General features: G+C 69.7%; 11 protein-coding genes. 8 read left to right on the top strand and 3 right to left on the bottom strand.

The features are described from left to right. Nucleotides 1–395 precede the first annotated feature (395 nt). Together AB0H21_RS33645 and AB0H21_RS33640 are read left to right on the top strand one after the other, a co-directional pair. Nucleotides 396–605, top strand: a complete 210-nt coding sequence (locus tag AB0H21_RS33645) for a multicopper oxidase domain-containing protein (protein WP_358524934.1) — start codon at nt 396–398, stop codon at nt 603–605. A 371-nt stretch (nt 606–976) separates the two neighbouring features. Continuing rightward, a complete protein-coding gene (locus AB0H21_RS33640) occupies nt 977–2,383 on the top strand; it encodes a multicopper oxidase family protein (protein WP_358524931.1) in 1,407 nt (468 codons plus the stop codon). A gap of 81 nt (nt 2,384–2,464) precedes the next feature. Here AB0H21_RS33640 and AB0H21_RS33635 read toward each other — a convergent pair whose 3' ends face one another. Together AB0H21_RS33635 and AB0H21_RS33630 are read right to left on the bottom strand one after the other, a co-directional pair. Next, nucleotides 2,465–3,070: a Uma2 family endonuclease gene (locus AB0H21_RS33635; RefSeq protein WP_358524928.1), complete on the bottom strand. Its 606-nt coding sequence runs from the start codon at nt 3,068–3,070 to the stop codon at nt 2,465–2,467. 155 nt (nt 3,071–3,225) lie between these two features. Continuing rightward, the gene (locus AB0H21_RS33630; RefSeq protein ID WP_114031322.1) at nt 3,226–3,873 is read right to left on the bottom strand and encodes an FHA domain-containing protein; all 648 of its coding nucleotides are present in this window, start codon (nt 3,871–3,873) and stop codon (nt 3,226–3,228) included. A 183-nt stretch (nt 3,874–4,056) separates the two neighbouring features. On the opposite strand from AB0H21_RS33630, the gene AB0H21_RS33625 reads away from it, so the two are divergent. The 4 genes from AB0H21_RS33625 to AB0H21_RS33610 all read left to right on the top strand — a co-directional run bounded on the left by AB0H21_RS33625 (nt 4,057) and on the right by AB0H21_RS33610 (nt 8,911). Then, entirely contained in the window at nt 4,057–5,178 is a 1,122-nt protein-coding gene (locus tag AB0H21_RS33625) for a citrate/2-methylcitrate synthase (RefSeq protein ID WP_358524925.1), read from the top strand. Then, entirely contained in the window at nt 5,165–5,449 is a 285-nt protein-coding gene (locus tag AB0H21_RS33620) for a DUF3017 domain-containing protein (RefSeq protein ID WP_358524923.1), read from the top strand. Before AB0H21_RS33625 ends, AB0H21_RS33620 begins: the two co-directional genes overlap by 14 nt. 101 nt (nt 5,450–5,550) lie before the next feature. Then, on the top strand, nt 5,551–6,768 hold the full coding sequence (locus AB0H21_RS33615; RefSeq protein ID WP_358524920.1) for an NADP-dependent isocitrate dehydrogenase: 1,218 nt from the start codon (nt 5,551–5,553) through the stop codon (nt 6,766–6,768). 220 nt (nt 6,769–6,988) lie between these two features. Next, nucleotides 6,989–8,911 carry a serine/threonine-protein kinase gene (locus tag AB0H21_RS33610; RefSeq protein ID WP_358524917.1) on the top strand — a complete coding sequence of 641 codons (1,923 nt, stop codon included), beginning with the start codon at nt 6,989–6,991 and terminating at the stop codon, nt 8,909–8,911. Here AB0H21_RS33610 and AB0H21_RS33605 read toward each other — a convergent pair whose 3' ends face one another. Next, on the bottom strand, nt 8,912–9,478 hold the full coding sequence (locus AB0H21_RS33605; RefSeq protein ID WP_358524914.1) for a PadR family transcriptional regulator: 567 nt from the start codon (nt 9,476–9,478) through the stop codon (nt 8,912–8,914). A 91-nt stretch (nt 9,479–9,569) separates the two neighbouring features. On the opposite strand from AB0H21_RS33605, the gene AB0H21_RS33600 reads away from it, so the two are divergent. Together AB0H21_RS33600 and AB0H21_RS33595 are read left to right on the top strand one after the other, a co-directional pair. Beyond that, complete coding sequence (locus AB0H21_RS33600; RefSeq protein WP_358524912.1) at nt 9,570–11,072, top strand: MDR family MFS transporter; 1,503 nt, start codon at nt 9,570–9,572, stop codon at nt 11,070–11,072. 184 nt (nt 11,073–11,256) lie between these two features. Then, nucleotides 11,257–11,970, top strand: a complete 714-nt coding sequence (locus AB0H21_RS33595) for a hypothetical protein (protein WP_358524910.1) — start codon at nt 11,257–11,259, stop codon at nt 11,968–11,970. The last annotated feature ends 22 nt before the right edge of the window (nt 11,971–11,992 follow it).

Raw genomic sequence — 11,992 nt, 5'->3', positions numbered from 1 at the left:
TTTTTGCAGACCATTGGCCAAAGGTTACATACGTGCTACGGCCGCGTCAACGGTTGGAAAGCAAGGCTTCTGAACCGGTCCGATGCCGAAAGTGGCAAGAGCAGGTCAGGACGCCCGCCGGGTCGCCTCGCCGTGAACTCCCAGGCGTGGTCGGCGGCACGATCTCCGTATCCGTAGGCGGATCCCTCCGCGCGGCCATGACCTCCGATGCCGCGCGCCGCGGCGATCCGTGCCCCCGCCGTCCCTGTCGGTCACCGCGCGCGGGCGCGGCGGGCGCGGCCCGGCACGGCATTTTGGAAGAAGACGCAGAGAGGCGTCGATGCAAGATTTTTCCTAATGCCGATTCCCCCGGGTCTGTTCGGCGTGCAGTCAGGGAGTCCACTCGGGGCCGTCACGTGATTGGGGAAAATCGATGCTGCACCGGCAACGGCGCCGCGCCGCTACCCGAGGACGCGGGCCTCAAGGACACCGTGCAACTCCCCGCGAACGACACCGTGAAGGTCCAGGCCATCTTCAAGGACTACCTCGGCCGGTACGTGTACCACTGCCACTTCCTGGAGCATTCGTCGCTCGGGATGATGGCGCAAATGGAGATCGTCCCCTGACTGGGAATGTCAATTCCTCGGATGTGTGAGGTCGCCATCGCTCTCCGGAACGAGGGCGAATCCGGGATTCCGAGCACGCGAGACGGCCGCGGCCGTCGGAGCGTCAGCGCGGCGTCGCGCTGTGAGCTGCGATGAGGCCGCGACCGTCCGTGTTCATGGGGCTCGGATGTAACTGAGCAGGCCGGTTATTTCTGGAAAATAATTGCCAGTCAGGTCATAGGAGGCCTTTCCTATGCTCTGATTCCCCCGGAGTGTCTTCAGCGGCCTGTCGGGGAGAGCGCACGGGCTGTCACGTTGACCGGGGAGACAGGGGAGAAAACATGCTCAATCGACGACGCTTACTTGCCCTGGGGGCGGTCACGGGCGGAGCCATGGTGCTTCCGTTCACGAAGCTCCCGGCGCTCGCCGACGATCCGGCGGCGCTGCGTAAGCAGGACCTGATCCCGCGCCAGGCACGGGCGGGGACGCGGGCGGCGGTGACGCCGTTCTCGGTGCGGATGCCGATCCCGCCGGTCGCCCAGCCGGTGATGTCGACCGGCGGCCTCGACCTGTACACGATTCCAATCAAACCGGCGAACGCCGACATCCTGCCCGGCGTGAAGACCCCGGTGCTGACCTTCGGCGGCTCCTTCATCGGGCCGACGATCCGCGCCAGGACCGGGCGGGCGGCCAGGGTCGTGTTCGTGAACCAGCTCGGCACGCCGGCCAACGTGCACCTGCACGGGGGTCACGTCGCGGCGGCCGACGACGGCCACCCGATGGACGTGATCAACCCCGGGCAGATGCGGACGTACAACTACCCGAACACCCAGCAGGGCACCACGTTGTGGTACCACGACCACAGCCACCACGGGGAGGCCGAGCACGTCTACCGCGGCCTGCACGGCATGTACGTCATCGACGACCCGGCCGAGCGGAACCTCGGGCTGCCCGAGGGCCAGTACGACGTGCCGATCCTGCTGCGCAACGCCCAGTTCGACGACGCCGGCGCGCTGGTGTTCGGTAGCCCGTTCGACCGGGCGACGATCCTCGCCAACGGCAGGCCGCAGCCGTACTTCCCGGTCGCGGCGCGCAAGTACCGGTTCCGGCTGCTGAGCGTCGCCAGCGAGTACACCTTCCGCCTCGGCCTCGGCGGCGTGGAGATGAAGCAGATCGGCTCCGACGGCGGCCTGCTGCCCGCGCCGCTGCCGCTGACCGAGCTGGTGCTGGGCACGGCGCAGCGGGCGGACATCGTGATCGACTTCTCCTCTTTCGCCGTCGGTACGCAAATCGTCATGACCGACGCGACGAGCGGGACCCCGGTGCTGCGGTTCGACGTGACGTCGCGGGCCTCCGACACCAGTCGCGTGCCGAGCACGCTGCGCCCGCTGCCGCCCATGCCGGCCGCCACGGTGGAGCGCGACGTGCGGCTGAGCTTCGACTTCTCCAGCGGCGCGCCCGTGGGACTGGTCAATGGCGTCGCCTACGACCCGAGCCGGCCGGACTTCACGGTCAAACGCGGCAGCACCGAGATCTGGACCATCACCAACGGGGACAGCGCGATCGGCATCCCCCACACCTTCCACATGCACCTGGTGCAGTTCCGGGTGCTGGACCGCAACGGCGGGGCCCCCTTGCCCGAGGACGTCGGTCTCAAGGACACGATCGAGCTACCCCCGAGCAGCACCGCCCGCGTCCAGGCGACCTTCAGCGACTACCTCGGCCGCTACGCCTTCCACTGCCACTACCTGGAACACTCCACCCTCGGCATGATGGCCCAGATGGAGATCGTCCCCTGACCCGACATGGCTGACGCGGCCGGCTCGGTGCCTCCAACGGCCACCGAGCCCGGCCGTTCATGCTCGCTGCCGGCGCCTCGTTCAGAGTCTTTCGACCTCGGTCAGGTCGATGTCGATCTCGAACGGGTCAGAGAGTTGCAGCTTGTCCTGGTAGACGCTCGGCTCTCCGTAGGCACCCGTGGCCCGATCCAGCTTGTAGGTGTAGACGATCGCCGAATCCGCGTCAGCTTCGACTCGCCAGAAGTGAGGGATCCCGGCCTCGGCGTACAGGGTGGGCTTGCGCTCGCGGTCACGTACTTCCGACTCCGGGCTGACGACCTCGACGGCGAGCAGGACATCGGACGCCCGGTAGGCGGTGACGCGGAGCCTCAGATCGGCGCTGGCGCGGATTATGGTGATGTCCGGTTCTGGACGTTGCCTTGGTCCGAGGATGACACTCATCTCGCGGCGGACGCGGAACTCGGACGGTACGTACCTGCGCAGTCCCACTTCGAGAATTGTGGTGATCAGCGCATGGAAGGAAGCTTGCGGGCTCACAAGGACCAAGCTTCCATCGATCAACTCTGTGTGTGCAGGCAAATCCGGAAAGTGATCGAGGTCTTCCGCCTTGAACCCTTCTGGCGGCGGAATCAGCCAGTCGGGAAGCTGGGGGTCTGTCATGATTTCGCTCCGGACCTGGACTGTCATGTCTTCACGGTAGCAATCGCACCCGCTTCTCCAGGTGACTTTCCCCGTACCGGGGCGACCGAACGCGATCGGCCGATCACGCTACGGCCCCTCCGTCGCGCTTCGGGTTCCGGGCGTCGCCGTGAAGATCACGACGAGGCCCGGAACGCGCGGAGCTACGAGGCGCGGCGTCCCGCGGTCTGTGGGGGGGACTCGCCGGGGCCCGCGGTGCGCTGCGGGGGGACCACCGGGGTCGGGCGGACCAGGCCGAGGGCGACGACCTCGTTGGCCAGCCGGGTGCGGCGGTTGATGCCCTCTGGGATGCGGAACTTCTGGTACAGGCGCAGCAGGTGCTGCTTGACGGCGGCCTCGGTCACCACGAGGTCGTCGGCGATCTCGCGCGCGGTCGCCGGCGCCACGAAGGCCTCGTCCGACAGCGCGGGGCGGCACAGGGATGTGAGCACGTCGACCTCGCGCCGGGTGAGCTCGGGCGCGGCGGCCCTGCGCAGCTCGACCTCGGGCGCGAAGTCCTCCCTGGGCACGCCGCCCACCCTGCACCGGGCGGCGCCGAAGGACACGACGTCGCCGTCGTCAAGGACCCTCCGGGCGATCGGCCTGCCGTTCACCCGTGTGCCGTTGCGGGACAGGCCCAGATCAACGACATACAGGTAAGGTCCACGGCGGACGAACTCGGCGTGCAACCGTGACACGCTCGGATCGGCCAGCCTGACGTCGACGCCTCGGCCTCGGCCGATCGTCGTGACTTCGGGGCGCAACGGGACGACCTCACCGGTGTCCTCGACGCGTATGAACGGCCCCTCCACCGGCAGTTCCTCCCCAGGTAGCCCGCCGTTACTTCCGCTACAGCTCCGGCTTACCCAAACGAGGGGTTGGGGAATCGCCTTTGCCGTAACGAGAATCGCTGCAGAAATTGGTCTGGACCTCCTCGGCCGGTTTTACCTGCTCACAGGTAGACTTCGGACGAAGATAAGCGGAGGAAACAACACATGGCGGACAACCCCACCAAAGGTCTCGCCGATGTCGTCGCCGCGTCTACAGCGCTGAGCGACATCGACGGCAGAGCCGGTCGCCTCTTCTATCGCGGCTACGACATCCATGATCTAGCCGGGCGTACGAGCTTCGAAGAGACCGCGCACCTGCTCCAGCACGGCACGCTCCCCACGCGTAAGCAGCTTGCCGACTACTGGGCGGAACTCGTCCGGGGTCGGGCGCTGGGAGATCTCGTCCAGGCGAACATCGCCGAGATCGCCGAGAAGCAGGCCCCCATGGAGGCCCTGCGCACCCTGGTGTCCCTGGCCGGTGCCGACGACGCCGACAAGGACTCCAACGCGGCCGACGCCAACCGGCGCAAGGCGGCACGCCTGACGGCCCAGCAGCCCCTGCTCGTCGCGCGCTACCACGGCGCGCGCACCGGCGTCACCCCCCGTGAGGCCGACCCGTCCCTCAGCATCGCGGCGAACTTCCTGTTGCAGATCACCGGTCGCGAGCCGGACCCGCGCCAGGTCGAGATCTTCGACGAGTGCCTCGTGCTGCACGCCGACCACACCATGAACGCGTCCACCTTCGCCGCCCGCGTCTGCGCGGCGACGCTGTCGGACATGCACTCGGCGATCGTGGCGGCGATCGGCACGCTGAAGGGCCCGCTGCACGGCGGCGCCAACGAGCAGGTGATGCGCACTCTTGAGAGCATCCCCGCCGACGGCGTGGCGGCGGCCGTGCGCGAGAAGCTGTCGCGCGGCGAGAAGATCATGGGCTTCGGCCACCGGGTCTACAAGACCGAGGACCCACGCGCGACTCACCTGCGCAAGATGTCGCGCGAGTTGGGTGAGGCGAGCGGGGACGACACCTACTATCGGATGTCGAAGGAGATGGAAGAGGTCGTCTTCGCGGAGAAGGGGCTGTACCCGAACGTCGATTTCTACGCGGCGACCGTCTACCACTACCTCGGCATCCCGACGGACCTGTTCACTCCGGTGTTCTCGGTCAGCAGGATGTCCGGTTGGACGGCGCATGTGATCGAGCAGCACGCCGACAACCGGCTGATCCGCCCGGACAGCGAGTACATCGGAGAGCGTGACCAGAAGTGGACACCGATTGACGAACGGTAAGGCATGGGGGCCGTACCTGCTGACCGTGGTGGGTGCGGCCTTCGGCCTCGGCGCGATCGCGATGGGCCTGCCCGCATGGGCGGGCTCATTGATCGTCGCCTGCTCGGTGCTCGCGGGCGCCGTCCTGCGGTTGATCGTCCCCGGCGAGGGCGACAACCTGCTCGCCGTGCGCAGCAGGCGCACCGATGCGGTGATCTCCGGCGTCCTCGGCGTCGCCCTTGGTGTGGTCGCCGTCAGCGTCGCCGTGCAGTGGATCATGGGTAGGCAGTAAGCCGGATTTGCCCGGTCCGGTAGCCTCAACCGGCATTGTTTCCACGAAAGACCGGTTGGCCAGCCTAGTCGTAAGAAGTTGTGAGAAGGGGAACCCCAAGCATGCCCAAGATCAAGGTAGCGGGTCCCGTCGTCGAACTCGACGGCGACGAGATGACCCGGATCATCTGGAAGTTCATCAAGGACCAGTTGATCCTGCCCTACCTCGACGTCGACCTCAAGTACTACGACCTGGGGATCGAGCACCGCGACGCGACCGACGACCAGGTGACGGTCGACGCCGCGAACGCCATCAAGCAGTACGGCGTGGGGGTGAAGTGCGCCACCATCACCCCGGACGAGGCGCGGGTCGAGGAGTTCGGCCTGAAGAAGATGTGGCGGTCGCCGAACGGCACCATCCGCAACATCCTCGGCGGCGTCATCTTCCGCGAGCCGATCATCATGTCGAACGTCCCGAGGCTCGTGCCCGGCTGGACCAAGCCGATCGTCGTCGGCCGTCACGCCTTCGGCGACCAGTACCGCGCCACCGACCTCAAGGTGCCGGGCGAGGGCACGCTGACCCTGACGTACACCCCCAAGGACGGCTCGGAGCCCATCGAGCTGGACGTCTACGACTTCCCCGGCCCCGGCGTCGCCCTCGCGATGTACAACCTGGACGAGTCGATCCGCGACTTCGCCCGCGCCTCCATGCGGTACGGCCTGGCCCGCAACTACCCGGTCTACCTGTCGACGAAGAACACGATCCTCAAGGCCTACGACGGCCGGTTCAAGGACATCTTCGCCGAGGTCTTCGAGACCGAGTTCAAGGCCGAGTTCGAGGCCGCCGGCATCACCTACGAGCACCGGCTGATCGACGACATGGTCGCCGCGTCGCTCAAGTGGGAGGGCGGCTACGTCTGGGCCTGCAAGAACTACGACGGTGACGTGCAGTCCGACACCGTCGCCCAGGGCTTCGGGTCGCTCGGCCTGATGACCTCGGTCCTCATGTCCCCCGACGGCCGCACGGTCGAGGCCGAGGCCGCGCACGGCACGGTCACGCGCCACTACCGCGAGCACCAGAAGGGCAACCCCACCTCCACCAACCCGATCGCCTCGATCTTCGCCTGGACCCGCGGCCTCGCCCACCGGGGCAAGCTGGACGACCAGCCCGAGGTGACCGCGTTCGCCGAGGCGCTGGAGCAGGTCTGCGTCTCGACCGTCGAGGGCGGTCAGATGACCAAGGACCTCGCCCTGCTCGTGGGCGGCGACGCCAAGTGGCTGACCACCCAGGACTTCCTGGCCGCGCTGGACGAGAACCTCAAGAAGAAGATGGCCGGCTGATCTTCCGGGCCGCCATGTGACGCACGAGGGGCCGTCCGCCGTCGTACCGGCGGGCGGCCCTTGGCGTTCCCGGTGTTCCCGCCCGGCCCGGGTGTCTCGACCGGGGGTGTCTCGGCGGGGCGACTCGGGAGGTTACGGCGTGGTCTCGGCCCCCTGTAAAGCCACCAAGGAGTCGTAAAGTTCTCATGGTCGACACTTGGCGAAACCAACGGGACGGGGAATGCCGGAAATCGGGCCGCTCGAACGGGGAGACCCCCGGCAGTTAGGCCCTTTCGAACTCACCGGGCGCATCGGGGAGGGCGGTCAGGGGGTCGTCTACCTCGGCCAGGACGCGGCGGGTGAGCGTGCGGCGGTCAAGCTGCTGCACGTCAAGTTCAGCGGCGACCGCACGGCCAGGTCGCGCTTCGCCCGCGAGCTCAAGGCCGCCGAGCGGGTGGCCTCGTTCTGCACGGCCCGGGTCCTCGGCGCCGACCTCGACGGCGACACCCCGTACATCGCCAGCGAGTACATCGACGGCCGGCCGCTGCGCCAGACCGTCGAGACCACGGGCCCGATCTCGGGCAGCGCGCTGGAGCGGCTCGCGGTGGGCACGGCGACGGCGCTGACGGCCATCCACCACGCGGGCATCGTGCACCGCGACTTCAAGCCCGACAACGTGCTGATGGCCGCCGACGGCCCGCGCGTGGTCGACTTCGGCATCGCCCGCATCCTGGACTCGACGGGGACGATCACCAGCAGGGCCGTCGGCACGCCCGCGTACATGGCGCCCGAGCAGATCTCCGGCGGCGAGGTCGGCCCGGCCGCCGACGTGTTCGCCTGGGCGGCGACGATCGCGTTCGCGGCCACCGGGGACGTGCCGTTCGGCGGCAACTCGATCGCTGTCGTGCTCAACCGGGTGCTCAACGACGACGTGGACGTCAGCGGCCTGCCGGACCCGCTGCGCGGCGTCGTGCGCGCGTGCCTGAGCAAGGCCCCGGCCGAGCGCCCGACGGCCGACCGCATCCTGCTGCGCCTGCTCGGCCACTCTGAGGAGGCCGGCGCGTCCACCGCCGTCCTGAGCCAGGGCGCCGAGCTGGCCGCCCGCGAGACGGGCGCGCGCACGCTGTTGTCGGGCGTGTGGAACCGACGGGGGAGCGGGACCCGCGGGACCGAGACGAGCGGAGGGAACGGAGGCGCGGTCGTCGCGCCGCCGGAGCCGGTCGTCGTCGCGGCCGGCTCACCGCCCCGGGACAAGAGGCGCGGCGGCCGGTGGCTGGCGGCGGCGGTCGCGGTGGCCGTCCTGGCCGGTGGCGGCGCCATGGCCGTACAGCGGTGGGGGCCCGAGCTGGGACTGACCGGTCCCGGATCTCCGAAACCTCCGGCGGCGACGCCGACCGCGAAGGCGAGCACGTCGCCCCGGACGTTCTTATCGGTCGCGGACAAGGCGGCCGAGACGAACAAGCTGACCATCGCCATGCGCAACCTGCTGCCGGGCATCGCGCTCGGCAGCGGCGGTGCCTGGACCGGGTTCGAGGTCGAGCTCGGCACTTACATCGCCCGGCAGCTCGGCGTCCCCGCGAGCGGCGTCACCTTCCGCGAGTCCGGCCCGGCCGAGCGGGTGCCGATGCTGGAGAAGGGCGCGGCGGACCTGGTGATCGCCACGTACTCGATCAACGACGACGATCGGGTGACCTTCGCCGGGCCGTACTACACGGCGCACGTGGACGTGCTCGTCCGCGACGGGGACCCGTACACCAAGATCGAGGATCTGAAGGGCCGCAACCTCTGCGCTCCCGCGACCAGCGTCACGATCGGCATGGTGCAGGACGTCGTCAAGGTGCGGCTGGTGCCCGCCGGGCACTACAGCGAGTGCATGAACCTGCTGCGGGAGGGCAAGGTGGACGCGGTCCCCGGCGACGACCTGCTGCTGGCGGGCTTCGCCGACCGCGAGAACATCCGCTACCGCGTGCTGGGCGCGAAGCTGTCGAACGAGCGGTACGCCGTGGCGATCAAGAAGGGCGACACCCGGACGTGCAAGGCCGTGCGGGCGGCCATCGTCCGGTTCTACACCGACGGGACGGCCAAGGCGCTGCTCAAGAAGTACTTCTCGAAGGTGCACTTCAGGCCCGAGACGGCGATGCCCGCGCCGGTGAGCTGCGACTGATCACTCGCCGGACGGGGCGTCCGTCCCGCCGTCGCAGGCCGTCCTCGTGGTGGCCTCGATGGTCTCGGCGGCGGCCCTGGCCCAGGCCACGGTCGTGCGGGTGTTCTTGATGCCGAGGTCGAGGGCGAAGTCGCCGACGTTTCCCGGCTCGGCGCCGAGATCCCTCTCGGAGGCGAACAGCTCCTCCAGCTCGCGGAGCCTGGCGGTCGCGTCCGCCTCGACCCTCCGCAGGACGGTGAGGGCGTCGGACGGCTCCAGCAGCGGGAGCAGGAAGGCCTGGAGCGCCCTCTCGCTGCGCACGGGCCCCGAGGGGGTGTGCTCGGTGAGCCAGCGGCGCAGCTCGTCCGACCCCTCCCGCGTGATCGTGTAGGTCTTGCGCCCGCGCGTGCCCTGGGCCTCGACCGTGATCAGCCCGTCGGCCGCCATCTTCGCCAGCTCCGGATAGATCTGGCTGTGCCCCGCCTGCCAGACGTAGTTGATCGACCGCTCGAACGCCTTGGTCAGGTCGTATCCGCTGGCCGGTCCCGCGTACGTGAGCAGGCCGAGGAGGGCGACGCGAAGAGACATGACGTCATCGTACTCAAGCATTGACATGTCTGGCTAGACATGTCACCTTCTACATGTTTGCTCAGACATCAAATGGCCTTGAGAGGGCGACATGACGATGACCGGACCGGCGGCCGCGGCCCCGGCGGACGTGCGCGGCGAATCGGTCGCCGGCGCGGCACAAGGGGCGAAGGGCAACGGGCTGCTGCTGTTCGCCGTCCTCGGCGGCATGTTCCTGGCGATGCTCGACCAGACGATCGTGGGCACGGCCCTGCCGCGCATCACCGCCGAACTCGGCGGCGCCGGCGGGCTCTACACCTGGGTCGTGACCTCCTACCTGCTCACCTCGACGGTGACGGTCCCCCTGTACGGGAGGCTCTCGGACGTCTACGGGCGCAAGCCGCTGCTGCTCATCGGCGTGACGGTCTTCCTCTTGGGGTCCGTGCTGAGCGGCCTCGCCCAGGACATGGGCCAGCTCATCGCCTTCCGCGGCGTCCAGGGGCTCGGCGCGGGCGCGCTGCTGCCGCTGTCCCTGGCCCTGGTCGCCGACCTGTTCCCGCCGGAGAAGAGCGGCAGGGTGCAGGGCGCGCTCGGCGGCGTGATGGCGGCGAGCTACATCGCCGGGCCCTTCCTCGGCGGCGTCTTCACCGACCAGACGAGCTGGCGCTGGGCGTTCTACGTGAACATCCCCATCGGCCTGGTGCTGCTGGCGATCATCGTCCGGCGCCTGCCCCGCGTGCCCGGCAGCGGCGGGTCGCGCCCCGACTACCTGGGCATCGCGGTGTTCAGCGCCGCGATCAGCTCCCTGCTCATCGGCCTGACCGAGCGCGGCCTGGACGACCACACCTGGACCAGCGCCCCCGTGATCGGCCCGCTGCTCGCGGCGGCGGTGCTGCTGGTGGCGTTCGTCCTGGTCGAGCGGCGGGCCGTGCAGCCGATCATCCCGCTGGAGCTGTTCCGCAGCCGCACCTACACGATCGGCAACATCGCCTCGTTCTGCACCGCGTCCTGCCTGTACGCCGGGGCGGTCTTCCTGCCGCGCTACTTCCAGGAGGCGCAGGGCCAGAGCGCGACGGCCTCGGGCCTGCACATCTACCCGCTGATGCTCGCCATGCTCGCCGGCAGCGTCCTCACCGGCGCGCTGATCAGCAAGACCCGCCGGTACAAGCCGTGGCTGCTCGCCGCGCCGTTCTTCGGCGTGGCGGGGGCCGTGCTGTGCGCGGGCCTGGAGGTGGACACGCCGTCGTGGGCGCTGGTGGGCTGGATGGCGCTGATCGGCCTCGGTGTCGGCCCGATGCTGTCGGGCCTGACGGTCGCCGTCCAGTACTCCGTGCCGCCCGCCCACATCGGGACGGCCAGCGCGAACCTCACGTTCTTCCGCCAGATCGGCGGCTCGGTGGCCCTGGCCATCGCCGGGACCGTCTACACCTCGGTCGTCCGCGAGCAGGCGACCGCCCACCACGCGCTGACGGACGCGCACGCCGCCGCGGCGGCGACGGTCATCCCGTGGCTGGCGGCGATCGGGGCCGCCGTCGCGCTCGTAGCGCTGATCTTCCTGCCGAACAACACGGTCACGCCCAGGCGGGGCGCGCCCATGCCCGCCGCCGTCGAGTAGCCCGGTCGGGGAGGGGCGCGCCGGGTGGTCCGGGCGGGGACGATCTCCCTCGCCCGGACGGAGGCGGTGCGCGAACTTTGCCCTCCTGTGGGGTTGACCTGGACGGGGAAGCGCGTGTCGGGCGGGCGGGGCGCGAGCCCCACGGCGTTGAATTGATCACGAAACGCTTGGGGGTCGCACAGTAATGGGTCTGTTCTCGACGGGCGTCGCCGCCGGTCTCGTCCTCTTCCTCATCACCGGGGTCACCGCCGCCCCGGTGGTGGCGAACGCCTCGTCCCTGCCGGTTTCCCGCCTCTGGGGAGGGGCCGATCTGTCGGTGCGCATGACCGTCTCCCCGCGCGTCGCCCAGCCGGGGCGGTGGCTGGCGTACCAGGTGAGGGTGCGCAACGCCGGGCCGGGCGACGCCGTCCTGCCCGTGCTCACGATCAAGATCCCGGACGAGGTCGAGATCGCCGCGGTCAACGTGGCGAGCTGCCGGCCGGGCGCAGGGCGGGGCAAGAACCATGCCGGCAATCATGTCGGCAATGAGGTGGTGTGCCCGTCGCCCGTGGACATCCGGGCGGGGGGCACCGGCGCGGTCACCGTCCTCGGGGTGGTCCGGCCGGGCGCCCGGGGGCCGCTGCGGGCGTCCGCCGTCCTGACCTCCGAGGTGGTCGACGAGAACGAGGCCGACAACCGTGCCGAGGTCGTCACGCAGGTCGCAGAGGGGGCGGGCCCGCCCGTGCGGCTCTCGCCCGGCCACCGCGCGCGGCCCGGGCGGCGCGCCCCGGCCAAGGCGGCGGCGGGCGGGAAGACGACCAAGGCGGCGGGTGGGACCAGGGCGGCGGGCGGCAAGGAATCGTGGCGGGCGCGCGCGGCACGGCCGGCCGTCCGTCCGGGGCCAGGCCGGCGGCGCTGAGGACGCCGGGGAGGAGACCGGG

The sequence above is a fragment of the Sphaerisporangium sp. NPDC051011 genome (assembly GCF_040653595.1).
In the GTDB taxonomy this organism is placed as follows: Bacteria; Actinomycetota; Actinomycetes; order Streptosporangiales; family Streptosporangiaceae; genus Sphaerisporangium.
The sequence above is the reverse complement of the archived record's forward strand: the minus strand, read 5'-3'. Positions and strand labels throughout refer to the sequence as shown.